Annotated in this window: 19 protein-coding genes and 2 pseudogenes; 11 read left to right on the top strand and 10 right to left on the bottom strand. The window is 35.4% G+C overall.

The genetic code is table 11. The features are described 5' to 3' along the window. Genes AAGD68_RS00265 through AAGD68_RS00300 form a run of 8 tightly spaced genes read right to left on the bottom strand, consistent with a single transcriptional unit; the run spans nucleotide 1 to nucleotide 13,147 of the window. Nucleotides 1-1,455 carry a hypothetical protein gene (locus tag AAGD68_RS00265; protein WP_341814236.1) on the bottom strand — a complete coding sequence of 485 codons (1,455 nt, stop codon included), beginning with the start codon at nucleotides 1,453-1,455 and terminating at the stop codon, nucleotides 1-3. Then, on the bottom strand, nucleotides 1,452-1,646 hold the full coding sequence (locus tag AAGD68_RS00270) for a hypothetical protein (protein ID WP_226079698.1): 195 nt from the start codon (nucleotides 1,644-1,646) through the stop codon (nucleotides 1,452-1,454). The genes AAGD68_RS00265 and AAGD68_RS00270 overlap by 4 nt, the downstream gene beginning before the upstream one ends. A gap of 4 nt (nucleotides 1,647-1,650) precedes the next feature. Then, the gene (locus tag AAGD68_RS00275; protein WP_265026776.1) at nucleotides 1,651-2,826 is read right to left on the bottom strand and encodes a hypothetical protein; all 1,176 of its coding nucleotides are present in this window, start codon (nucleotides 2,824-2,826) and stop codon (nucleotides 1,651-1,653) included. A gap of 17 nt (nucleotides 2,827-2,843) precedes the next feature. Further along, entirely contained in the window at nucleotides 2,844-4,775 is a 1,932-nt protein-coding gene (locus AAGD68_RS00280; RefSeq protein WP_341814237.1) for a DUF4815 domain-containing protein, read from the bottom strand. A 1-nt stretch (nucleotide 4,776) separates the two neighbouring features. Continuing rightward, complete coding sequence (locus AAGD68_RS00285; RefSeq protein WP_341814238.1) at nucleotides 4,777-10,650, bottom strand: neuraminidase-like domain-containing protein; 5,874 nt, start codon at nucleotides 10,648-10,650, stop codon at nucleotides 4,777-4,779. After that, complete coding sequence (locus AAGD68_RS00290; RefSeq protein ID WP_341814239.1) at nucleotides 10,628-12,124, bottom strand: Tc toxin subunit A; 1,497 nt, start codon at nucleotides 12,122-12,124, stop codon at nucleotides 10,628-10,630. Before AAGD68_RS00290 ends, AAGD68_RS00285 begins: the two co-directional genes overlap by 23 nt. A gap of 17 nt (nucleotides 12,125-12,141) precedes the next feature. Next, the gene (locus AAGD68_RS00295; RefSeq protein WP_265045227.1) at nucleotides 12,142-12,456 is read right to left on the bottom strand and encodes a hypothetical protein; all 315 of its coding nucleotides are present in this window, start codon (nucleotides 12,454-12,456) and stop codon (nucleotides 12,142-12,144) included. Nucleotides 12,457-12,463: 7 nt separating this feature from the next. Further along, nucleotides 12,464-13,147, bottom strand: a complete 684-nt coding sequence (locus tag AAGD68_RS00300; RefSeq protein ID WP_341814240.1) for a hypothetical protein — start codon at nucleotides 13,145-13,147, stop codon at nucleotides 12,464-12,466. A 251-nt stretch (nucleotides 13,148-13,398) separates the two neighbouring features. Here AAGD68_RS00300 and AAGD68_RS00305 point away from each other — a divergent pair, with 251 nt between their 5' ends. The 6 genes and pseudogenes from AAGD68_RS00305 (at nucleotide 13,399) to AAGD68_RS00330 (ending at nucleotide 19,403) form a co-directional block, all read left to right on the top strand. Then, a complete protein-coding gene (locus AAGD68_RS00305; protein ID WP_065095315.1) occupies nucleotides 13,399-13,887 on the top strand; it encodes a sigma-70 family RNA polymerase sigma factor in 489 nt (162 codons plus the stop codon). 52 nt (nucleotides 13,888-13,939) lie between these two features. Next, nucleotides 13,940-14,752, top strand: a complete 813-nt coding sequence (locus AAGD68_RS00310) for an ATP-binding protein (protein WP_065095314.1) — start codon at nucleotides 13,940-13,942, stop codon at nucleotides 14,750-14,752. A 23-nt stretch (nucleotides 14,753-14,775) separates the two neighbouring features. Continuing rightward, nucleotides 14,776-15,582 (top strand): AAA family ATPase, encoded by an 807-nt coding sequence (locus AAGD68_RS00315; RefSeq protein ID WP_065095313.1) that lies wholly within the window; start codon nucleotides 14,776-14,778, stop codon nucleotides 15,580-15,582. Nucleotides 15,583-15,614: 32 nt separating this feature from the next. Next, nucleotides 15,615-16,106 (top strand): hypothetical protein, encoded by a 492-nt coding sequence (locus tag AAGD68_RS00320; protein WP_341814241.1) that lies wholly within the window; start codon nucleotides 15,615-15,617, stop codon nucleotides 16,104-16,106. After that, the gene (locus tag AAGD68_RS00325; protein WP_065095311.1) at nucleotides 16,103-17,287 is read left to right on the top strand and encodes an AAA family ATPase; all 1,185 of its coding nucleotides are present in this window, start codon (nucleotides 16,103-16,105) and stop codon (nucleotides 17,285-17,287) included. The genes AAGD68_RS00320 and AAGD68_RS00325 overlap by 4 nt, the downstream gene beginning before the upstream one ends. A gap of 35 nt (nucleotides 17,288-17,322) precedes the next feature. Next, a pseudogene (locus tag AAGD68_RS00330) lies at nucleotides 17,323-19,403 on the top strand (AAA family ATPase). Between the two features lie 1,225 nt (nucleotides 19,404-20,628). On the opposite strand, the gene AAGD68_RS00340 reads toward AAGD68_RS00330, so the two are convergent. After that, on the bottom strand, nucleotides 20,629-21,744 hold the full coding sequence (locus AAGD68_RS00340) for a hypothetical protein (RefSeq protein WP_341814244.1): 1,116 nt from the start codon (nucleotides 21,742-21,744) through the stop codon (nucleotides 20,629-20,631). After that, nucleotides 21,710-22,840 (bottom strand): hypothetical protein, encoded by a 1,131-nt coding sequence (locus tag AAGD68_RS00345; RefSeq protein WP_265045220.1) that lies wholly within the window; start codon nucleotides 22,838-22,840, stop codon nucleotides 21,710-21,712. Before AAGD68_RS00345 ends, AAGD68_RS00340 begins: the two co-directional genes overlap by 35 nt. A 63-nt stretch (nucleotides 22,841-22,903) precedes the next feature. Between AAGD68_RS00345 and AAGD68_RS06730 the strand changes: the two are divergent. The 5 genes and pseudogenes from AAGD68_RS06730 to AAGD68_RS00365 all read left to right on the top strand — a co-directional run. After that, nucleotides 22,904-23,044: pseudogene (locus AAGD68_RS06730) on the top strand (phage portal protein); the annotation flags it as partial. Then, entirely contained in the window at nucleotides 23,044-24,075 is a 1,032-nt protein-coding gene (locus tag AAGD68_RS00350) for a S49 family peptidase (RefSeq protein WP_341814245.1), read from the top strand. The pseudogene AAGD68_RS06730 and the gene AAGD68_RS00350, both read left to right, overlap by 1 nt. A gap of 76 nt (nucleotides 24,076-24,151) precedes the next feature. After that, nucleotides 24,152-24,526: a head decoration protein gene (locus AAGD68_RS00355; RefSeq protein ID WP_341814246.1), complete on the top strand. Its 375-nt coding sequence runs from the start codon at nucleotides 24,152-24,154 to the stop codon at nucleotides 24,524-24,526. Between the two features lie 25 nt (nucleotides 24,527-24,551). Then, complete coding sequence (locus tag AAGD68_RS00360; RefSeq protein ID WP_341814247.1) at nucleotides 24,552-25,556, top strand: major capsid protein; 1,005 nt, start codon at nucleotides 24,552-24,554, stop codon at nucleotides 25,554-25,556. 83 nt (nucleotides 25,557-25,639) lie between these two features. Next, nucleotides 25,640-25,945 carry a hypothetical protein gene (locus tag AAGD68_RS00365; RefSeq protein WP_341814248.1) on the top strand — a complete coding sequence of 102 codons (306 nt, stop codon included), beginning with the start codon at nucleotides 25,640-25,642 and terminating at the stop codon, nucleotides 25,943-25,945. The last annotated feature ends 1 nt before the right edge of the window (nucleotide 25,946 follow it).

A 25,946-nucleotide genomic window follows, 5' to 3' on the forward strand; every position in this document is an offset into this window, starting at 1 on the left:
TTACCTCCAAATCTCATACGTGTTAGATAATCCTGGACATTGCCAAGCTTTTAGCGTTCTCTCCACATCTACTTCAAGTCCTGTAGTTAGAACATTGCTACGTATGTTATAAATCCCCCACTGAATAAATTGACCATAGTTGTGTACATAATTTGATGCAAGCATACCTTGACTAACTTGTGTTCTGGAATACAGGTAAGATGATGTGTAAAGTAATATTGCAACTGTTTTTCCTGCTGGAATCTCCACATTACCAGATCCAGCTAATTTGCTATCAGAACTCGTGTATTGGTAAACATTTTTCCATATTATTCTTGAAATTCTTGATTTATTAGAATTGGTATTATCTGGTGTTCCCACAAATAATCCTGCACCTCCATACTCCGTACTCGAATACGATGATCCAACAAACTCTATAGTTTTATTTATGTTCACATTCGTTGTATTTTTTATAAATACTACTCCAAGTGCAGCATATGGGTAATAGTATATTTGATCATAACTACCAGAAAAACTGTTTGTGTATAACTCTCCGTAAATAAATGTTCCCTTGCTTCCCTCTATAAAACTGAGTTGTCTTGGCCGATAAAAACTAACGTAATCTGTATCGTATATATGGCTAACTGCTAGTAATTGCAACATATAGTCGGTTTTTGTTATATCACTACTCCACTTTCCAAGCTCTGTCATAAAAGTTCCGTGGCCAAAGTAATTATTTTTTCTTCCAAGTACACCAAATAAGAAAGGTAATGACCCTGATTCAACCATGTTGCGCTTTCTTATTTCATTTATAAGAGACGCTTTTAACTGTTCATCCCGAGTTTTTACCTCATTAGAGATGTTTTCAATTCGAGTTTCTATTTCTCCTATAATTGATGAGCCAGGTGGTACATTATTAACAGCACGAAAATCTTCTACTAAACCTTTAAGACCATCTTTATGACTGTTACTAATGCTATTTATTGCTGCAATATTGGCATTCTTTCTCGTATCAAGTAGCGATATGTGCGAATCTGATGATGCTTTTAAAGTATTTAAGGAATTATCCCTAAGCTTGTTGATTTCATTAACAGACTCTGTTTTTACTGCAGTTATTGCTGATATTGAGTTTGTTTTATTGCTGTTTATATCATTTAGGTGTTTTTTTGCACTATCAAGAAGTTCTTTTAGCTTACCATCAGTCATTTGCACAATTTCAGAAACCGCACTTTTGTCGACTATTGATTCCAATGCTTTAGCAAGATATGCTAATTGATCTGGTGTACTGTTTTCTACTAAATCCTTAAGCCTCTTTTGTAGTGCATCAATTATTCCTTTTACCTCAGTCATCTGCACAATGTCAGCAATAGCTTTTTTATCTGCTATCAATTCCAGCGATTTTGCAAGATATGCCAGTTGATCAGGTGTGCTATTTGCTGCTAAATCCTTTATCCTTTGGTATATTGCTTCTTTCATTCCCAAAAATTCAAAAAAGTCTCAAAATTAAACCGCTCAAAATTACTCTTAAGTTGATTATGCTCATCTTCTCTTTCGGTAATATCTTCATCTATTTTCTCAATTGTGGTACGGATACGAACAACATCCTGCACAGCAATATTTTCTGGATGTGGTAGTGTATATCCTCGTTTGCTTTGGTCATTTGGCATTGATTCAAGTAATAATCACTCGCAAATTTTTGACTTTAGGACGATAGATAACCGTTCCACTTAAAACTAATTTTATCCTTGTCTCATTGCCATTAAAGTTTGTCAGTATGTGGACTCTCTCCACCCAATTTTCTCCAATAGGTTTTCCTGATGTTAAATTCACTAACTGCCAATCCACGTTTTTTTGAACATATGCTTTAACATCTGCAGTGCCAGATATCAGCGCATCATATGTTATGGTAATTTTAGTGTTAGCTCCTGCTGTAATGCTTCTTGTAACATAATCTCCAGACTCTGAAAGATTACCCAGAACTAGCTGTAATCCAGGATATAGCACTGGACTTTTTTCTCGCCCTCCTTTTAGGCTTGCTTTTACCGTTAATTCCCCACTTATTCTTTCACGCAGTGCAAGTGGCAAATTATCAGACAGAAAGTTTTCTTTTCCTTCTTCGTCTGTTAAAATAAATTCTACATTGGTATCAAATGCTACTTTTTCGACGTTCGTTAAAACAATTAAATCTGAAGTATTGTTTGCAGTAACTTTACCAAGATCAATAACGTGAGAACTTTCGCTAAATTTTGCTGCTAATAGCCGAAACGTTAAATCTAAATTCTGATGCGGTGTCCACGTACTTGCATTGCTAGATGACAGTAATACTCCTACTTGATATGGCTGACTTGTTACCCAACGGCTATTTACTGCATCATATTTGCCAAGTTCTGCTACTTTGACCGCATTTTCCCCGTCATCGGTAAGTAAAACTATTGCATATTCCTGCCCAGCATGACAAAACACTGGCGACCAAGTAATACGTGTTGCTGTGCCATCTATCTTTATATCTTTTGGCTCAATATAGCTTTCAGCAATGACAGTCTGCGAGGGCATTCCCACTGCTGTTTCTCTAATCTGCACAACAACACGTTTTTTGCCTTTATTTATAAACCATAGCTCCACGCCTCCTATGTGTCTGCTCTCATTTAGCGTAAATGTTTGGGCTAAAGGATCAACTCGTCTTGCTGCGATCACTCTTCTTCTTTCTTCTATGGTAATAGTTTTTTTACCAGTATACGTTGTTTCTCCATAGCTTCCTTTATCCCCGTAAAACTGTACTAATTTAGTACCTGCTGGAATATTTGCTGGGATTTTTATTTTTCCACTTATTTGTCCTTGATTTTCCACTTTTTTTCTTTTTATTTTTACATAGGTTGGATAATGATGCCGTCAAATTTTACTTCTTTAAGCCTTTCACCTAGCTCAAAACCTTCAATTTCAAAATCTTGTACTGCTTCTCTCATAAATTCAGCTTCGTATGAAGTACTTGACAGCAATTCTGTTGTTTCTTTAACATTAAATACTCTGGTTACTGGACTTTTCCAATTAGTGGTAACCTCTGTCCAGTGGTCAATGTTTTTATTTAGAGTAATTTGTGCCGGGACTGGATCAAAAGCTTGATATGGATTAATCTTTTCTCCTTTAGTCTGTAAAAGCTGCTCCAGTACCGGTTCAAGTTCATATGGCAAAAGATATCTTTCCCCACCTTTTTCAATATCTGCAACTTCTACATCTATTGGCAGAACTAGCTCTCTATTTACTATTGCTGCAGACTGCGAAATTCCTTGATCGCGCATATCATCATCAAAGAACGGATCTACAAATACCCCTTTTTTGGTGGTAGGTTCTCTTGAATTTGCATCACTGCGTAAACCTTCCTCTGCAACCAGCGCATAAAGATCATTTATTCCTTTTTTCATTGCTTCAAGCTCATTCATCGGTACAGCATGAATAGCATTATTCACTATTTTTACCCCTTCTTTTTCCCCGTTTTTCCACGTTTGGTGAATGTAGCAGAGCAAAAGTTGTCCACTAGGTGCTTTAGGCATCGATGGTCGCCAAGGGTGAGAAATTCCTTTTATTCTTCTTACCACTCCTTTGATATCGATAGTAATTAAATCAAAGCGGGGCATTTTCCAGGTGTAATCAACTAAAACCAAGCTATTATCAACTGCTCCTTTTACTTTACATCCCTTTTCATTTATATCTTCAGGGCTCACATGAGTACGACAGCGATAAGTTATTTGATAACTACTCCCAGGTGCTGGTTCTTTGCCAGGTAATGACCAATCAATGTTTCCTGCGTTTAGTTTATAATCTGCACTATTTTCATAAATAACGTCTCCTTGTTTAACTTGAATAATCTCAAGTACCGCAGAGTCAGGTATTGGATCAACAGCTCCTGAGTATGAACCGTGAGTAACAGTAATGGTTTTTTGAACAGTGATATCTACTTTTTTGATTTCACTTATTGGAAAATCATTAACCTTCAGTTCCATTACTCTTTGGCTATTTGGCTGAAAGGTATGTGGTTCTGATTCAACTGCTTTTATATCTGGGTCTTCATCAAAAGAAACACGAATACTATGAGGTAACTCAATTTCATAACCATCAACATGAGCTTTGCCCTCATTAATCACAAATATTTCTCCCCCTTTTTCGTCCCTTTGCAAAAACATCACTTCAAGGCCATTTACTACGTAGGAACCATTGGCTTCTTTGTCATAACGAGCAAGAGCTGTGGTTACTATGTTTGCTTGTGGAGGTGGTGAGTGCTGAATGAGAACTCCATTTTCAATGTTATAAATTGGATAAAATTCTCCATCAGTGGTGGAAAAACGTGGAGAAAGACCTTCTGCTTGATAACCCCAAATGGTGGAAACTTTAAGTCTTGCTGCCCCTACTTCTTGATAATTACGCGTACCAACTGCAGGATCACGAAGATTCTCATCCTCTAATTCTGTAATAGTGGATAGGGCGAAAAAAACACCGATGCGAACTGTGGTATTCAGTGGAATAATAAATCTTTTTCCCCCTACTTTTCTCACCGCTCCATGAAGATAGATTTTTCCCGATTCAAGTGTGACTTCGCCGGTTTCCCCATCTATGATACAATTGCTTCCTGTTATAACATCACCATCACGAAATATCGCATCTCCTATGCCTTTGAGCTTGAAAAGAGCATACTCTTGAGTCTCGTTTAATTCTGCTGACTGTAAACCCCTTCCTGCCAGGAATAAGCTTTTTTCGTACTCTTTGTCAGGATCAAAGCGATTGTAATAGCCGTTTAAACTCATGTTACTTCCAATTGACTTCAGCCTTATAAGGGATTATCACCGTAATCTCCTCTATTTTATTCGCATTAGTTGCTTTAATGACCCAATCATTCTCCAGCTGAGTTACAGTGACTTTATGAGTATCCTTATCCCAAACGTTATTACCCAGTTTTATATTTACCTCACTCCCATCTGCTATTTTTGGTACGAGATAAACACCGTTTAAATCAATTTCTGGATTTTTGATTCGAGTCGAAAAAGAGGGTTTAAACTTAAACTCTCCTGATTGTTTAAATCTTTGCCACTTTTCTTGATCTACCTCACTTAACTTCACTACCAACATGTCGTAATAGTACTTTAGCTTCGGCAGAGCTTTTACTTTGTTACTTAACTCTTTTCCTCCGTTAAATGCAGTATAATCAAGATGTATAATCACATCAGAAACTTTTTCAGTATTTTGTAGCTCTAAAATCCAATCAGATACCGCCCCTGTACCTTCAAATGGTAGATAACGTTCATCATTGAAGTTTAATTCAAATAATCCACTATCTGCTTGGTTTCCTTTTGATATTGCTATCTGTTGACCTGTTTTCCAATTTACCCTTATCGACTCATTTGATTCATCACTTTCACCAAGTAATGATTTTATTGCCTCAATGTCAGGTTTAAGTACTACTCTATTGCCTGTTTGCTGCAAAGTAGCATGAATATCCTGATAAGGAGCAACTTCTGCTCTAATAGTAATCCTTATACTCTTGATCTTACGGCAATAATGACCTGGAAAATCAAGGTCAAACATCTTTTCTGTTAATGCAAACTTACAGCTTCCTTTTGTTTTTAAGTCATTGATTGCAATAGGACTTAGAGGTATTGTTTTAGTAATCTCCAGAGCTCTTTCATTATTATCAAGATACTCTTTGGCCATTTGCTCAAGAGCAAACTTCAAGCTATGACCTGCAAGTAATCCTTCTTTTAAGCTGTTCCAAGAGCTTGCTGTAACAAATACTCTATCGTTATTCAACTCATACTGATAAGTTTTTTCCACCTGTTTTACCATTTCTAAAGCCATCTTATAAGCTTGGAAATAAATCACAGCTATTTGCCCTTTCATCCAGTCATAGAGCTCTTTACTTGTAAATTTACTTTCAAAGAATTCTCTTTTTTCCTGGTTTTGCTTGATTGACTCTTGATGTGCTTTTAATTCTTGCTCAGCAATAGCTTGGTTAATTTGATTAGCCTCTATTGTATGATTAATCTGCTTCACATCACAGGTAGCTAACTTTTTCTGTAAATCCCAATCCTCATCACGTCTTTGATAACTTGCTATAATGTTGCATAATTCAGCACCATCTCTCATATTATCTGCTAAGGCACTAACAGATTCTGCTCCTGCTTCTACGGAAAAACCGGGATGAAAACCGCCATTAGAAAAGCCAAATATTGTAGGTGTCCAATGAGTTAACGCTGCAGCTCCAAATGTACCAGAAGCTCCAAGTTTTGTTGCAATTGCTCCAGAACGCAAAGTTACTCCTGTTAATTCAAGAGCTGATAAACCATGGAGTAATCCACTGAGAATTGGTAAATCAGAAAATACACCAGAACTAATTAATTTTTCATAATGCGATCTACGCTCCTCAGCATTATTTAAACTTGCACTTAGTGCATCTTGTTCTTTCTTTAAAGCTTCTATGGTCCTTTCTTTAATCGATGAGATTAAATTACTGGTTATCCCTTCTTGTTTATTGTAAAAAATAGTTAATGATTCAGCATCTCTCTTTTCCAAAACATCAAGTAACTCTGAGCCAAATTGCATCACAGTTTCAACTATTGATTTTGCATAACTCACCATCTGACTGAATCGATAATGTGGTAGTTGTATTTGTGGTAATTCTACAGAATGGCCTCCAGTTGCTACTGATAGTTGCTTAGGATTAAGCGGTGGCTGGAATAAAGGCGGTACTGCTTTTTTGCCTCCTATATCTAAACAATGTCTTATCTTGTATAAACGATCTTCAACTTTATCCCAAAGACCAATAAAGCTCTTGTTTTCAGGCTTGCAGAAGTAATTGCTGTATTTGATAAGATCATGAGCTTCATCAGATTGAACTTCAGGTTGTGAACCAGAGGGTAGTTCTGTTTCCAGTTGCAATAAATCATGCTGTTTCAATTCATTGAAGGATTGAGGCTGAACTGAAAAATTCCCTTTTTTAATAGGTTTTGGGCCAAGTAAGTCCCAAGCTCTGATATATAACATCGTAGCTTGATTTAATGCTTCCCATGATCCCTTAGCAAAGAGCATGTCTCCCCAATCGATAAGATTGTTTACGTAAGATATGATGATGTACTTTTCAAATGAAGTTACATGTTGTTTTGCAATGGTGTATGGATCAAATGGATCAATTGCAAGTTCTGTATTAGTTTGCGTATCATTTAGTGATGCAACGATACCGTCATTGTTATGCCCTGCAAAAGGCAAAAACTGCCATGCTTTATCATTGGTAGGGTTGAAGATATATTGATACCATTTTCTTGCTGTAGCAAAATCTTGCTCTTTGTGCAAATGCCAAGCAACCAGCATTGGAATATGGAAAAATATTTCCCATAGATAAAGGCCATAAGCGCCACTGAATTCCAAAGCATCACTTGGACGCTCAATTACGCTATCTTGTGGCTTAAATCTCGCAAACAAAAGTTTTTCTTCATTTTGTGGACCTAATTGTGATTCTAAGGTTAAAATACTTTTTGGCCCACCAGCATAAGCTTTTTGACGTAAATAGCGAACATTGCCAGTGATGTTTAACCTCGTAAAAGAGAATTTTATATCTTTAAAATTAGACTTTGGGGTTTCGCTAATATATTCAAACTCAAGTTTATCCTTATTTATCTTATAAGTTGATTGCTCACTAATTGCAGATAAGTTGTAATCTTTAGGTAAAAGCAAGAAAGATTCACGAATATTTTCACGCTCTAAGTTATCTTCAACAATGAACCAGCCTGGTTTGTTTATTACTTGCTGTGATAAGGACTTTTTAAAATCATTTAACAATATTAATTGCTTAGTAGAGTCATTTTCATATAAAAGTGTAGCATTACCATCTTTATTGGTAACATTGGTTTGAAAGATATTTTTGGTTTCTCCTAAAAGAAGCTTATCGTCATAGTTAATTGCATCATAAGATGGATATTGAAATTTATTTAACCGTATTTCACATTTTAATATGTTACCACGTATATCATTACCAAAAAACGTTACTTTGTTATCTTGAATAGAGTGGACAACATGACTTACACCAGTAGTAGTCATAGATGTCCATTTGTTAGTTTCGTCATCATAGATATTGATTTGTTGAGAAGCTCCATCAGCTGGAAAGAAAATAGCCCTTTTGCCTACCACTACTGCTGACACATTAGCTACTGCTCTACTAGCTTCATGAGTTTTCCATTCTCCTTTTTCACTATCGTAAATATCTATTTTTGCAGAATAACGACTTCTTTCAGGAATGTAACCACCAAAGAAAATAGCCTTCTTTCCTACTACTACTGCTGCTGCATCCATTCTCGCTTCACTAGCAGTGTGAGTTGACCATCCTTCTGTTTCACTATCGTAAATATCAACTTGTGCAGAGCTGTGATGATTACTTTTCTGACCACCAAAGAAAATAGCCTTCTTTCCTACTACTACTACTGCTGGAACCAAACGTGCTTCACTAGAAGTATGAGTTGACCATCTTCCTGCTTCATCATCATAAATATCTATTTGTAATGAGTACTGATCATTACCTTTATTTCCCCCAAAGAAAATAGCTTTCTTACCTAACACTGGTACTGTTGTCTTTTCAAGGTATCGAGCTTCACTAGTGGTATAAGTTGTCCATATTCCTGTTTTATCATCATAAATATCTATTTTTCCAAAGCATTCTTCACCTACACCACCAAAGAAAATGACCTTTTTGTCTATTACTGCTACTCCTGGATATAATCGCGCTTCACTAGCAGTATGAGACGTCCATTGTTTGGTTTTATCATCATAAATATCTATTTTTGCAGAGTATCGGTTTGGTCTCTCTTTATAACCACCAAAAAAAATAGCCTTCTTTCCTACTACCGCTACCTTTGCAGATTGTCTAGCTTCACTAGCGTTGTGAGTTGTCCAATTTCCCGTTTCATCGTCGTAGATATCTATCTTTGAAGAGAATTCAGTCAGATCGTAGGTGTCTCTCTCTGAAGAGGATTTACTTTTTATGCTGCCCCAAAAGAAAATAGCCCTCTTTCCTACTACTGCCACTGCCACTTCACTGCGTGATTCTACAGTGGGATGAGTTATCCAGGTTTCATTGTCATTATCATAAATATCAACTTGAGAAGAATACTGAAAATCAGGGTAACCACGAACCGTACTTCGAAAAAAAAGAACTCTATTGCCAATCACAACACTGTGTGTGTCAGGAAGTTTTTTGTTTAAATTAATAGCACGGGTTTCATAAGTCAGGTTATTAATAAACACTCCCTTCTGATTCTCACTGGCAACTAAATCTTCATCAAGAGTAAATAGATTAGACGGGCTTTCACTATCAAACTTTGTTTCACCTATAATAACTACAATCCGTCTTTCTTCTCCACCTTGTTCTTTTAGATAAAAAACTGCTACTTTCTTCCAGTATAATTTTTTTGCTTCATCAACTGGATCTATTTTAATATCACTTGCAAGCTTTTGTGGTGCTGTCCAACTACCACTTGGTTTTTGAAAGATGTAATTAATCGTTGCATCAATTCTTTTTTCGTTATCTTTCCCTTTTTCAATTTGCTGGACCCAAAATATAAATAATCTGTTGAACGCATATATTGGAGTAACTGTCTCAACTGGAATCGATGCTTCTATTTTCTCCCACGCAGTCCAGTAGAGGATATTTTGGTTTTCTTCATCAAATATTGCTATGCGGTAATAATAATCGTATGGTTGCGCAAGAGTTCTGCCAATAACGTACAGTGTATTTTTTTTATCTACTCTTTCAAAACAGCTATCAACTATCTTTAAGCTGGTTACTTGTTCAAAATCTTCAAAATACTTCATGTATGCATCACTTACTCCTTCATCGGTGATGTTTCCTTGCATTAAAGTATTCTGTAGCTTTTTGTATTCTGGAGTAACAATTCTGCGTAATGTTGGATTTAAGTAGTTTTCTGGATATAATTTTATCTTATTGCTTGCTTCCCACTCCCGATAACTGGACAGCCATTTCCATTTTTCTTCAGTGAATTTCTCATCAACCTTTATATCTTCTTCTATCATAGCGCGATGAATGTATAGCTGAACACTATTTAGTGCTGCTTTAATCGGCGAAATCTTTGAACATTCACTCATTTCAACATCTATCAGCAAGAATCCATAGAGATCCCTCATGTTTTTCAGGTCTTGATTGATATGTATCATGTACCTTGCGAGAATATCCCGCTTTTCTCTTGCTAAATATCCTTCGTCTTCTTCAGTAATGAGCTCCAAATCTCGAGCAACATCAGTGTATTTTTTCCACTCATCATTTCCACTTACTTTTAAATTATATAAATCCTTGAGCTTTAGTAGAACTTTGACGTTAATACCAGCTATATCCATGAGAGGTTTAATCTTCATCAGAGAGCCTACTGGATCTTGCTTCTCAAAACATGGCCTAAATATTTTGACCTCTTTAATAGCTTCTAGCGTATCTTGATTCCAACCAGTTAGCTGAACCATTTTTTCTATTATTTTGTCACTTTTGTAGTCATTTCCATATAGCCAGCTTATGTATTCTGGCAACTTAGAATATAATCCCTTTAGTGTTCTATAGTTTGCTAAAGTCTTGATCTGCTCAATTGACCAGGTTTCTTGTCCTCCATTATGCACTCTTGTAATTTGCAATACTCTCTACTTCAAATTTTAATGTTGTAAATACATCTATATTATGAAGAAACTTTTCTAAAAATCCTCTGTCTGAAAATGATTGCGGATTCTCTGGATCAGCAGTAAATGTATAAATAGCATCTAGTATTTCAGGTTGAATATTACCTACAAACTTATACACCTCGTTATAGAAACTTTGCTGATCTTTTACTCCTTGTACTGAATTGTGCAATTGTTCTGCAAGTTGCTTGCTTGAGGCAGGATCAATCAATCTGCGTATTTGCTCTGTCGTAATTGCATGTTTTGTTAGCCAATCATTAAACTCAACTACATTGTCTTGATTTACTCCTTCTATCTTTAATTGTGATAAGAGCTCTGCTATTGGTATGTTTACTAATCTTGCAAGCAGAACTTGTTTGTATACTTTTAAAATTTTTTCTCCGAATACCTCTTGATCATTGTGGTAGTTAATTAAAGAAGTTAATTCATTACTATTTACTCCTAAAATATTTTGTAATGTACTATAGTTACTTGCTGTGGCAGCTAAATCTTTGAGGCTTTTTTGACTTAGAAGTGCTTTAAATTCTGGTAAACTGTCAATTTTATTTGATATACCCTCTGGTAGACTATCAGCATACAATGCAAATATTTTAGCTAAAGGTTGTTGAAATTTTTCATGTAGATTTTTAATCTTTGCTATTTTTTTCTGATCAATTTTACCCTCACTTAGTGCTTGAGTTAACTCATCAAATGACCAGTTGAGTTTGTTTGCTAAACGAATAAAGCGATGTAGAAAGCTTAGTGCTTGGTTATCAAGGTTATCTATAATTTGTTTTTTGTGCTCATCTATAGTTTGTTCTGTAACGGCAAGTATTATTGAACCTTTAATTTTATTATAGCTATCAAGTAATGACTGAAGTTTATCGTGCTCTATACCTGTTTGTGCAATGAATTTATCAACATTTTTTAGTTGATCTATTTCCCCATCTTTTATTCCATATACTTCTTTTAAATAAGTTTCTGTTTTGTTATCAGACGTAATTACTTCATATTCTTCCGGAGAAAGACATAAAAACTCTGCATCAGTATCAGCATTTGCAATGAGTATTTTATATATCTCTGCTAAGCTTGTCTTATGCTTCTTAAGATAAGCACGTATACTCATTAGTGGAAAATTTGCTGGAAGGTTAAAAGGATATTTGGCAGTTGCAAGTTTACTTAGAACATCATCTCCAAGATCATGCTTTAGCTTTTCCTCCATTATCTCATTTACGATTTCAAGATATAACTTCTCTTTGTTGGTATTGTCGCAATCGAGTTTGATATCGTAGAGATCTGGACGACGTTCTTCGAGTGATTTAGTTGGTTGTGCTGTAATATATTTACCAACTATTTCCAATAACTTAACCAGATAAGCTGCAGGACTTAGTACTGATTGGCAACTTTCACACTGATTGTAATCATCAGTATTAAAGATTTTTGATATATGCATGTTTTCCCCTATAAATTTTAATGTATGTTGCAGCAGCGTTGAGCTCGATAATGAAGCTCAGAAATTTCCTTAGCATTTGCTACATAAACTGAAATAAACTTCTTTCTGGCTACAGCTTTTTGGTAGATATCCCGTGCCGTGCTTTCTAAAAATGTATCTTTTACTACTTCAACAAACCTATTCTCGGATAAGTCAGTAATTTTAAACACTGAGTCATATAAGAAGTTTTCATCGTCTTTAAAACTCAGTAGCTGCTCAGCAGTGGAATCATCAAGTCCCATCTTCTGTAAACGAATAAGCGCATCATTTGTCATTTCTTTTTTTCCTTTCATAAATTTTTTAAAATGTTACTACAAAGGCAAATGTTTCCCGGGTTGCTGCAGTTCTGATAAGTGGTACGGTGTGTTCTAAAACTAATAAGATTCCAGGATTTTCCACGTCTTTTGGTTCAAAATATCTTTGTCCTCTAGGTAACCCTTCTTTTACTTTAGTACCAACCATAACCCCTAATTCCCTTATCACTTGATTTGCTGCGTCCGTGAAATCGAAAGTAAATTTAAGATAGAGATTATTAGTTGGTACATTTGAGGGCCTAAACCTTCCAGAAGGGGTCAAAAGCTCTCCATTCTCATCACCTGTGCAGAAGAGCACTTCGTTCGCAGTACGTCTGCCAAGCTCATTGAGCAGTTTTTCAGAAGTTATCAGCTCTGGTGGTGTGCTTTCACTATATTCTACAGTAACTGCACTATTTGCCCTGATAGAGCTATTTCCCGTACGTTTAATTACACCAGTACTGCTATCAACTATATAATCTATACTTGGCTGATAAGTTGTTTGTCCTGTAAAAACCCTTATATCTTTAATAGTATGGTGATTTAGAGCTATTTCACCCTCAATAAAAACTTTTTCGACCTGATGGCTACTTTCCCAATTGGCATCACCACTACCCCAAGCAAGATGTATAACTTGCTCTTTTATGCTGGCTGCTATTGCTGCTCTTCCTGATTGTGTAAGAATTGACACCTGTGATGAGTTTGAAAGGCTTATATAATATATATTCAGGATTTGGAAAATTTTTGTCCAAAAAAAATGAATTTTTGCCTAATTTTTTGTTGCAGTATTATTTAAAAATCGAACTGTATTATTCTCGAAAAAAAACAATAGAATATCAATAGGTTAAAAATTGCATCTGTATTATTTATTTTTGCTCCTGTCCTACAAAGTGCACCTATAAGTTCTCATCCTTAAAGCATTAATTGTTTTAGGGAAAAGTTATGAAACTAAAAACTGCCATAGTTGTTCAAAATATACGGTATCAAGCTAAGAGATTAAAACTTTTTGAATGCTTTGCTCATGAAACTCATGAAGATCTTGAGCAAGAACTTTTCTGTGAAATTTGGACTTATCTTGATAGATATGATGAAAGTAAAGGTAGCTTTAACACTTTTGTAGCAAGATTAACTGAACGTCGTGCCAATAACTTATTGGAGAAACAACTATGTATTAAACGCAACATTAATAACTACGTCAATATTGAGAAAACAGAAGCTTTTGAAGATGAAGTAGCAAAACGTACTGATGTAGATTACATGATTTCAACGCTACCAAGAAAGATGCAAAAGATATGCGAACAACTCAAGTACTTTAACTTATATGAAGTTGCTAAGATGAACAACATATCAAGAACTACTTTAAATACTATGGTAAGAAAAATACGTATAAAACTCTCTTCCATCTACTACAAGAGCAAAAAGAAAAATTGAACATAAATTCTACCTTTCCTGAATATATAACATATACCATTGAGGTGAATAAATGACTTTTAAAATTTTAAACAATAATGAAAGATTGAAAACAACTACAGGCATAAAAGTAGTAATTTTTGGTCCTTACGGTATTGGTAAAACCAGCCTCTTAAAGACTATAAGTGAACCAACACTATGTCTTGACTTTGAAGCAGGTCTGCTTGCTGTTCAAGATTGGCAGGGAGATTCAATTAGTGTTCGTACTTGGAATCAAGCTCGGGATATTGCCTGCCTAATTGGTGGTCCAAACCCTGCGCTGAAATCTGACCAAGCATACAGTCAAAAACACCATGAACATGTATCTGGCAAGTATAAAGATCTTCTTTCTGAGACTTCTAAATACCGATGCATCTTTGTAGATAGTATAACCGTTGCTTCACGTTTATGTCTTTTATGGGCAAGGATGCAACCTGAGTGTTTTTCTGATAGATCGGGAAAAGAAGACAAAAGAGCTGCTTATGGGTTACTTGCTCAAGAGATGATGGCTTGGCTCAATCAGTTTCAACATATCAGAGATAAAGACATCATCATAGTTGGCACATTAGGTCAATATCTCGATGACTGCAATCGTCCAACTTGGCTACCTCAATGTGAAGGAGCTAAAACTGCTAGTGAGATTCCAGGTATTGTTGATGAGGTGATCAGCATGGTTGGAATTAAGAAAGATAATGGCACAGAAGTACGTTCATTTATCTGTCAGACTATTAATACTTGGGGATACCCAGCTAAAGATCGAAGTGGCTGCCTGAATATGGTTGAAGAACCACATTTGGGTAAATTACTTGCGAAAATTAAAGCCAAAACTTTGGCTCCTATTGCTTAATTAAAAATTGGAGAATAATTATTATGGAACAAAGCTTTTTCAATATCGGTCAAAAAATCCCCTTTTTCAGTGTGAAAGAATATTTGAATGATCAATCGCCAATACCAGAAGATATAATCGCACCAAGGATTCTAACTAAAAGAGGTCTATTGGTACTGGGTGGCCCACCTAAGATTGGCAAGAGTGATTTTCTTATTTCCTGGTTGATTCACATGGCTGCCGGAGTTTCATTTCTCAGTATGACTCCTAGTCGTCCTATGAAAATTTTCTACATGCAAACTGAAATTGAGTATGAATACATGAAAGAGCGTTTACAGCAACTGACATTCGACCAAGAACTTTTGGATATAGCTGCCAATAACTTAATTATCACGCCAAGAGTGCAATTATCTTTCAGCAGTGAAGAAATAGATGAGATCAAAAGCACCGTTAAAGAGCGTTTCAAACCTGATATTATTGCAATTGATCCTCTTCGTAACATTTTTAACTCAAGTGAATATGGTAATGAAAATGACAACAGCGCTATGCTATTCTTTTTGCAAAAAACGCTTGAAAGACTGAGGAACATTATTAATCCAGATGCAGGTATAATCCTTACCCACCACACAAAAAAACTATCCAAAAAGATGCTGGAAGAAGATCCATTTCAAGGCCTAAGCGGTGCTGGATCTTTACGTGGATTTTATAGCACTGGCATGGTGATGTTTGCTCATGATGAAGAAAGCACTACCCGTCAAATAGTGTTTGAGCTGCGAAATGGTGAACGTGTGGCAAGCAAGCTTGTCGATAAGATAAATGGTCGTTGGAAACTTGTAGACCAATGGAGTTGATTCTTTTTTTTACTTAATTTATAGGGAACAATATGCTAACAGATTTTTTAACTGATTTTAATACTGCAAAATTAAAGAGTAATTTAATACCAAAAGGTACAATAGTCAAGGTAAAAATGGCAATTAAACCAGGAGGTTATGAAAATTGGTTCACTAAAAGCTATGCTACCGGCAGCATCTATTTAAACGCTGAATTTACTGTCACTGAAGGTCCATATGCAAAACGCAAGATTTTTCAAGTAATTGGTATTAAAAGTGGCAAAGCAAGAGTTGAAGGAGAAGATACTTGGGGAGAATCTGGTCGTTCTATGCTTAGAAGTATTTTGGAGTCAGCACGGAACATTCATTCAAATGACACTTCAGAAAAAGCAGCTATTGCTAGAAAAGTCAACTCTATAGCTGACTTTAACGGGGTAGAGTTTACTGCAAAAGTTGGTATTGAAGCTGATCGGTATGGAGAAAAGAACAAGATTGCTACGGTTATTACTCCAGAACAATCTGAAGTTGATTGGTTGCCATTTTGAAGTACGACGAAGAGAAGCTCTGGATTGCTGTAATTGAGAGAGCTATCAAAGATGCAGCAGGAAAAAATCTAGAGCTAAAGAAAGAAGCAATTAAATGGTTTGATTCAGAGTCTTTTGAAACTGTTTGTGAGCTAGCTAATCTCAGCTCTAAACGTATGAAAAGTATGTATGGGGGTTTTATGCAGAGAAAGGAAATAAAAGGATTATTGATTGATAATATTAAGGAGTGTGTACCTTACCTAATTCCAAACGGTAATTTTTATCGAGAGAGGACTTATGTTGGCAACTGTGACGGGGATATGATTACAGTTAAAATAGTGGGTAAAGAAGCTGGAAATTGGCATAATTTTACTAAAGGAATTAGTGGTGATATCATTGATCTTTGGACTTTAGTGAAAGGTGATATAAATTCCGCTAAGAAGTGGTTAAATACTAAAGAAAACACAACAAAACATAAAATTACATCGTTTTCAGCAAGGCATTACTTGAATGATAAATCACCAATGCCAAAAGATATAATAGGCCCAAGAATTCTAACTCCAAGTGGTCTTTTGGTCATAGGTGGAACTCCAAAAATAGGAAAAAGTAATTTTCTACTTTCCATGTTAGTACATTTAGCTGCTGGAGTATCATTTCTTGGTATGAAGCCTGCAAAGCCACTTAAGATATTCTATCTACAGAATGAAATGGAATATGATTACATAAGAGAGCGCTTACAGAAGCTAAGAATCAGCAAGAAAATCCTTGATGAAGGAACAGAAAACTTAGTTATTACTAAAAAAGTACAGTTAACTTTGAATGTGGAAAAAATAAAGGAAATTATGTCGGAAAATCTCGATGTAAAAACAGTTGATCTTATAGTAATAGACTCTGTTTTTGATTATAGGAGTATGATCTCTTTTCTGCAAAATAGTATTGATGAACTACGCTCTATAACTAATCCTACGGCTGGAGTAATAGTTACACATTACACAAAAAAAGTGTCAACAACCACGTTAAAAAAGAATCCATTTCAAGCATTGAGTGGTGCTAATGTTTTAAGAAGTTTATATACATCTGGAGTAATGATATTTAGGCCAGAAAGGAATACTCTGCAATTGATGTACGAACTTAAAAACGGCAAACCAATACCAACAAAATTCATAAACATGGTTAACGGACGCTGGATAGCCACAGCTTAACCAAATTTCTAAACTTTAAATATATTGGAGATTTTATGGGTATCTATTGTGATTTTAATACTGCAGCTCCACGAAAAAATGCACCGTTAGTAGAAAAAGAACAACTTAAAGCTCAGCTTCTGTTAAATATCAGATCATGCCTTTCATATCTATTACCAAGAGGAACTTTTCGTGGTGATAAGTTTTATGTAGGCAATGTACAAGGTGATAAAGGAAAGAGTCTAGTAGTAGAATTAAGTGGTAGTGAAGCTGGCCTATGGCATGATTTTGCAACAGGAGAAGGTGGTGACATTATCGACCTTTGGGCGGGAGTAAATAGAAAAAGTACAAGAATAGAGTTTCCTGAAGTAATGGCTTCTATAGCTGAGTGGCTTGGTCATTTCAAAACTTCAAGTAGTCCAACTGCATATTGGGATTATTACGGTGAAAACGGCCAAGCTATTGTTAGAATCTATCGTTACGATGATGATAATGGGAAGCGATATCTTCCTTTTGATATAAAAAAGTCCGACTTTGGTGCACCGAAGATAAGGCCACTCTATAATATTCCAGGTATTTTGAAGTCCGATAAAGTTATTCTTGTTGAAGGAGAAAAATGTGCAGAAGCGCTGATAGAGAAAGGAATAACTGCAACAACAGCAATGTCTGGAGCAAATGCACCTATTGAAAAAACAGATTGGACTCCACTTAAAGGTAAACACATTATTATATGGCCAGATAATGATGAAGCAGGTAAGAAATACGCTGAAAAATCTGCTATGAAACTTACTTGTCTTGGAGTTGAAGAACTTTGCATTTTGGAAATACCTAAAGATAAACCAAAGGGTTGGGACGCTGCTGATTGCGTGAAAGAAGGTGTAAATGTTAAAGAGTTCATCCTTAGTACAAAAAAGGCTCCTTCAAAAAAATCGTTGAGAATAGATACCAGAGCTTGGGCTAATATTGCTCCAGAAAGAGAATGGATTGTTAAAGATTGGCTTCCTATTGGAAGTGTTACGGCTCTCTACGGTGATGGTAGTATGGGAAAGTCTCTACTTGCTCAACAACTAATGACAGCAGCGAGCACAGGTAAATCTTGGTTGGGAATGGAAATTGAGCAGATGAAGACATATGGTTTATTTTGTGAAGATGATACAGAAGAGCTGTGGCGAAGACAGTGTGCTATAAATAGATTACATCAGTTAGATATGGAATCCTGTGACTTTCATGATAATATTGGCTTTTTATCGAGAGTGTGGAAAGATAATCTACTCATGATATTTGATAACAAAGATATAGGTAAATTAACTCATTGCTTTGAAGAATTACTTGAAGATATTAAATTGTTTCAACCAAAGCTAGTAGTTTTAGATACAGCAGAGACTTATTTGGTGGCAATGAAAACAATCGCTCTCATGTGAGACAATTTATTCAAAGTTGTTGTGGAAAAATAGTGAAAGTAATAAAAGGAGCTGTATTATTATGTGCTCATCCTTCTGATTCAGGAATAATACGTAAAACAGGTACAGGTGGTTCAACTGCGTGGAATAATACAGTAAGATCTCGTTGGTACTTGTCAAAGCCAGATAAAGCTGATGCTTCTGGTAATGAACGAGTACTTTGCCGTAAGAAGTCAAATTATTCTGCATCTAACGAAGAAAAGATTTCATTTTATTGGCATAACGGTGCGTTTGTACAATCTGATGATACATTAAATTCAGAAAGAATAGTAAGGTCTAGCTATAATACTAAATTGGATTTAGAACGTCTAAGAAGATGTGATATAATTTTAGAGTTAATCTCTAATGAAGCGTATAGAGGAGAAGTATATACTGCAGCTAGCTTTGCAAAGTGTTTTGAAGGAAAGTTCGGACTTGGTAGTGATCGTAGCATTCGTGAAAGAATTAGTAATCTTGCAATGATAGGTCATATAAAATTTTTCAAGAAGTGTGATGAATATGGATTATCAAACACAAGATCGAAGCATGGTTACCTATGTGTAAAAGACATGGAGCTAAAAATTGCTGAAAATCAGTATGTATTGGTAAAACCAGATTACTATCTTGTACCAAACAATGGAGCGACTCTACCTGTGGAAAATAGGGATGTATGGGTCTTACATAACTCTGAGAAATAATATGGGAAAGATAATATACAATGTTAATTATTATTAGTATAATGAAAATATAATGTTACTCAATCTTCATTATAGATAACATCTATAGGAAAGCTAAAGAAGCAAATAGCCTCTTTATAGATAGCAAACGAATTAGGGGTCTGAAACAAAAATTTTTTGGAAGTAAATACCCATTCAACAAAATAGCAAAGTAAATACAAATGCTAAAAAGATAATTATAGAACAGATATAAACATGTCTGGCAAGCCTTTTAAAAATATCTGAAAATTTGAATATAGTAGGACTAAGGAATTAAAGAGAGGAGAGAAAATACTATTTCAATGAGCTGCTTGAGAAAGATCAGGACCTAGGAGCACAGATTATACCAAAAATTTCCAAATTATTATCTTTTACCAAATGCAGTTAACAGCTAAAAACCAAGAAATGTATAACATTGCAAAAGGAGATAGTAGAATTATATATTAAGTTGGCAAGATGGCAAGTTGGCAAACTGAAGAATCTGCCATTCTACCAACTTAAAATTGATAAAAATATAAGAAAATCAGTAGCTTAGAAAAAGTAATAAGTTGGTAGAATGGCAGAAAGTTGCCAACTTGAAATATGTTCCAAAGTTCCCTTCTATGGCTGATTTGAGCAAGTTGGCAGAATGGCAGATTCCTTTATATATATAATATATTACATATTAGTAGTATGTAATATATCTATTGTGATTATTAGCACAGAAGCAGTTGAAGAAAAATTCATCTTGATAACAGTCTATTTTTTTAATTCCTATTTTTAATGCTTTTTAGAGTAATTATACCACTTGGTGGACCCAAATTAGGTTTAACCCAAAGAACTCTTGTAAACTACATTAAAAACCCAATGAGGGGCATGTGTAGCTTAACTCAATAGAAAACCTTGTGCAGCCATATCACGTTTTATTTTAGCTGTAAAGACTTAAGAAAAAACAAAAGCCCGAAAGAGACAAAAAACATACCTTATCTACAATAGGTGAATACTGTTTTTAGCAGGCTTGCATGGTGCCATTTTGGAAATCTCAACGAGTGAATCTTCTTTGAAGGAAAAAATTTGTCAATGCAAGGCAATATGAAGAGCAGTTAAAGCACCTATGCTGCAGGTGATATAAAACCAAAAGCTACTAGCCCTGCTCCAACTGTAAAATGGGAACTGGGAAACTATTTATAGGTGATTTGAACCGGAGAGACTTTAATCTACTAAAAACTTAACGAACTACTTTTATCAGCACAGTGAAAGGGTTAATACGGTAGCCATAATCTTTACGCGATGATCCAGGCCAACCAACTGTTTGAATCACATCATTACGTTCGATGTTTAATCCTAACTTTTTAGCTAAGGTGGTTTTTATTGTTCTTTGGATTGTGTTTAGTGGTTTTCTGATGTGATGTTCTGGATCTGCTTCTGGATCAAGATTTAGGCGCTTTTCTATTTCAATTATGCTAAGCAACATGTGTTTTTCAGGAGGTAATTCTTTTTTACAATCATGCAAAAATTGTTCAAATAATATGCGAAAAACCTTCATACATGCTACAGCTTTCTTATTTAGAATCTCTATATTGTTTACGTAAAGTGAGCCCTCTATCAATTGCAACTTTAGCAATTCCTTCTCTTTAGGAGGTTCAATTAGATTAAGTGCAGTATGTAAGATTTGCATTGAAGTATTTGGTATGAACTCTAGTACTCCTCTTTGTGCTGCTTCTTGGAATACTTCAATTAACGTCTTATGCTGAAAGAAAAGGTCAACCATTTTTACTATGGGCAAATCAAGAGGTATGTTTGATGGATTTTTTCTCAGTATTATTAATACAGTTGGATTAGCTTTAAGCTTATCTATCGTTAAGAATGTTGGATTGGTGCAAAAATCAAGTATGATTAAACTTACAATCTTACCTTGTCCACCAACATGATAAACTCCACTTTCCACTTTTTGCCACATGAAATGCGTATTACTTAGCTGACCTTCAAACCAATTCATAAATTTCTCTGGGTTTAAATATGCAGATAAGCGGTGAAATCTTTGCTTCTTGTAGGTATTAGGTAAAATATCACGGTTGCAATTTTCACAAATTATATTATCGCATGCTTCGTTAAAGTCCTCATCAATGAAAATCTCATTGTTACAGTATGGATCAACTATATTTGGCCAATCTAATTTATCTTGTCTATGAGAGCAGATAATATAGGCCCTCTCTTGCATCTTAATTAATTCAAGATTCGACAAATACCTTGCTGTTTCGATATAATTTTGATTTGGATTAACCCAAGAGCTGCCAGAATTAAGAAGATCAGAGATTTGCTCTTGGCAAGATTGTAAGACCATAAAATTGTTTTATGTATGCTTTAAAATCCTCTCTTTCCCTTTTATTCAGAGGATGTTCAGAGTAGTAAATTGCTATATACTCATCACTTCGCTTGAAAAATAAGCCTATCTTTTTGCCTTGAAATATTACTTTAATCGACTCTATAAATGGCACTATGTCTCCTACAAATGGCTTTAAAACATGCAATTCCGGTGCAATAGGATCATATGGAGCAACAGTCAAAGTGATATTAGTATAGCTGTAATTGAAACGATTTGACTGAAATTTTAACTCAAAAGTGAATATATTTGAATCAGAGCCATCAACACAAACTTTAATGAATTTATATACTTGCTCTGCAAAGTTTTTATCCTGCGCGTTTACAAAAACACATTCAGAGCTAAAATAACGACTCGCAATGCTATTTGCTATCTCTGTAGCTTGATCAATATTTTTGGCAGTAAGATCTACTTGAGTACCATTAACTAGAAAATCCAAAATCATCCAATCTGGCTTATGACCATGAATAACCTTATTTGAGTTTAGTAGTAAATCTATACCACTAGCTCTACGAACTAATACATATAAACGATTTTGATGGTAGAAGAAACCTTGTAATTGATTTTCAAAACCGTCATTGCGTTTAATGTCGTCTTCTTTCAGTATCTGCACTATGGTTTCCTGAGAGATGAAGTCTTTAAATGGAACATTTGGTTGTCGTGGTGTCTTTTGAAGAGCAAATGATACAGAACCTTTTCTTTGTATTTTTTCAAAGTGATAGACAGACTTTAAAAGGTTGTGATCTACATGAAACAATAGAAATAACAAAGACTTTTTGTCGTATTTATTGTTACCTTTTAGAAGGTAGGATTTCATGAGTTCCTCAGTCAATGCAGATCTTGCAATTTCACTGACAGTAGCTTCAAGCTTTGCACGTTCAAAACAGCTAATCAGATAATAAATAACTAGAGAGTCTAAATGTTTAGCAATCACTTTACGTTTATATTGTATGGATGTGTTATCGTAGTCTTGATCATCAAAGAGTTGACCATTTAGCTTGTCTTTAAAGCAGTGTTGAAAGATAACACTTAACTGCCTACCAGAAAGTGAATTCATCCAAGAATGACGGACTTCTGTATTGTGAAAACGCTCAAGTAAGTAGTTAACTGGTACTTCTAAAAAAGTCGAGCAGAAGTAGTATCAGAAATGGGTTACGATGTAGAAGAAATTGACCAAGAAATAGCAGAAGATCAAAAGCGAGCTAATTCTTTTGGACTTTGTTTCGATTCTGATGTTAATCATAAAAGGGAAGGAAGGTGATGTGGATAAATAAACCAGTAGTGGTAGAGAGAAGAAGCTTTGAACTACTATCATTATATAACAGCAAACAACCTATCTTTAAGAACTTAAAGCATTTTCATATAAACCCAAAAGGAATAGCAATAATACGTATTTATGGAGTTTTGACAAAAAAAACAGAAGCTTTTGATCATATTTTAGATATGACTTCGTATGAAAATATTCATGAAGAGATAGAGAGTGCTTTAGGAGATAAAAGCATAGAGACGATTCTACTTGACATAGATAGTCCAGGAGGGGAAGTAAACGGTGTCTTTGACCTAGCTGATTTTATTTATGAATCAAGAACAAAAAAGAGAATTATTGCAATAGCAAATGATGATGCATATTCTGCTGCATATGCTATAGCTTCTAGCGCTGAGAAGGTATTTGTGAGCAGAACTTCTGGTGTTGGCAGTATTGGAGTAATAGCAAGTCATATCGATCAAAGTAGGTTTGATGAAAAGCAAGGTATTAAGTACACCACAATCTTTGCTGGTAGTCGAAAGAATGATTTAAACCCACATGAGCCAATGACGTCTGAAAGTCTGGGAAGCTTACAAAAAGAAGTAGACCGACTATATGAAATGTTTGTGCAGCTGATAGCAAGGAACAGAGGTCTTTCAATTGAAAAGATTCGATCAACAGAGGCAGGGCTATATTTTGGGGAGAAAGCAATAGAAATAGGTCTTGCAGATGGAGTTACAACATTTTTTGAATTTATCAACAATCATAAAAGTAGGAGTGTTAGTATGACAACTATTGAGGAAAGCTACGAGAACTGTCGTAGAGAAATTTTAGAGATAATAAGATTATGTAATGTATCAAAGATGCCAGAAAAGATAGGAGAATTTATTGAGCAAAGCGTAAGTGTTGAGCAAGCACGGGAAGTTTTAATGGAGTTACTTGCAGAGCGAACGAAAAAGACAGAGATACTGAGTGCAATACCACAGAATTCAGGAGAAGAATTGATGATGCAGGTAGCTAAAGCTAGAGCACAATCAAGTATTTAAGTTTTTTTATAACCGCCGCGTACAATAACTACAAACATGGCGGTAAAACTAAAGGAAAAAAAGGAGAAAAGAAAATATGACATGTATAACCGAACAAAATAATCTAGGTGACTTATTAAAGTATGAGGCATCAAGTCTATATTCAAGAGACCAGATAAATGTAGCGAAAGGTCAAAATATTAAACTTGGTACAGTAGTTGCCAAGAAGACAGATGATGGTTTTATTAGAGTGCTGAACCCCACTGGAACAGACGGCACACAAACAGCAGTAGGAGTAATTACAACCGATATACATAGCAAAGATTCTGATATGAAAGGAGTAATTATTACTCGCAGTGCAATACTAGCAGATCATGCAGTGGTGTGGCCAGCAAATATCACTGAAGAACAGAAAGCTGAAGCAATAAAGCAACTTGAAGGACGAGGGATCATTATCCGCAAGGGAGTGTAACTTAAATTAATAAGGGGGAAAAAGAATGCAAAATCCATTTACGAATACAGCATTTAGCATGACGGCACTAACAAATGCGATGAATATATTGCCGATAAATTATGGACGTGTTGAAAATTTAAATTTATTTCCAAGTAGGTCAGTAAGATTTAGACATATTACGATAGAAGAACACAACGGAGTGTTAAGTTTACTACCAACGCAAGTACCCGGAGCACCAGCAACAGTGGGAAAACGAGGAAAACGGAAAATAAGAACATTTACGATTCCGCATATTCCGCATGATGATGTAGTACTGCCAGAAGAAGTGCAGGGAATAAGAGCATTTGGATCAGAAAGTGAACTGAAAGCGCTGGCAGACGTAATAACTGACCATTTACAGCTAATGAGAAACAAGCACGCAATAACATTAGAGCATTTGCGTATGGGAGCGCTGAAGGGAATAATTTTAGATGCTGATGGGTCGGAATTATTAAATCTGTACAACGAATTTGAAATAACACCAAAAGTAGTAAATTTTGCCCTTGGAACAGCAACAACTGATGTAAAGCGTAAGTGCTTGGAGGTATTGCGACATATTGAGGATAACTTAAGTGGTGAATATATGACGGGAATTCATGCACTGGTAAGCCCTGAGTTTTTTGATGCATTAACTTCCCATAGTAAGGTGAAAGAGGCATATGAGAGATGGCAAGAAGGAGCAGCGCTAAGGAATGATATGAGGTCAGGATTTACATTCTGCGGAATCACATTTGAGGAATATAGAGGGCAAGCAACTGATCCTGAAGGAACCGTAAGAAGGTTTATAGAAAGAGATACAGGACACTGTTTTCCAGTAGGAACAGCGAGCACATTTACAACATATTTTGCACCAGCAGATTTTAATGAAACAGTAAATACACTAGGACAGCCACTCTATGCAAAACAAGAGCCAAGAAGATTTGATAGAGGGACTGATTTGCATACGCAGTCAAACCCTCTGCCAATGTGCCACCGTCCAGCGATACTAGTCAAGATCGTTGCAACATAGGTAGAGCAAATATAAAGCGGTGTGAGGCAGAAGAATGCTTTACCTCTTCTTAGCATATAAATGTTAGTATATAGCGGAGAAACGTGCAAGAGAATATTAAGAGATTATTTAAAGATTGTTTTGCCCATTTAGGAGAAGTGGCTTTATATAAATCAAAGGATAAGTCATATATGGTACAGGTATTAAAGCAACAGCCAGATAAATTATACGAGATTGGTGAAGGACAATTTGTGGGAGAGATGCTTTTTCTTGAGGTAAGCATTTTTGATATACTGAGGCCAATTGTAGGAGATATTTTTGTTATAGGTGATTGCAAATACAAAATACACACACCACCACTTAGAGATAAATCTGGAATGGTCTGGCGAACCGAAGCGTATGGGGTGTAAA

The organism is Wolbachia endosymbiont (group A) of Machimus atricapillus (assembly GCF_964027095.1).
Taxonomy (GTDB): domain Bacteria; phylum Pseudomonadota; class Alphaproteobacteria; order Rickettsiales; family Anaplasmataceae; genus Wolbachia.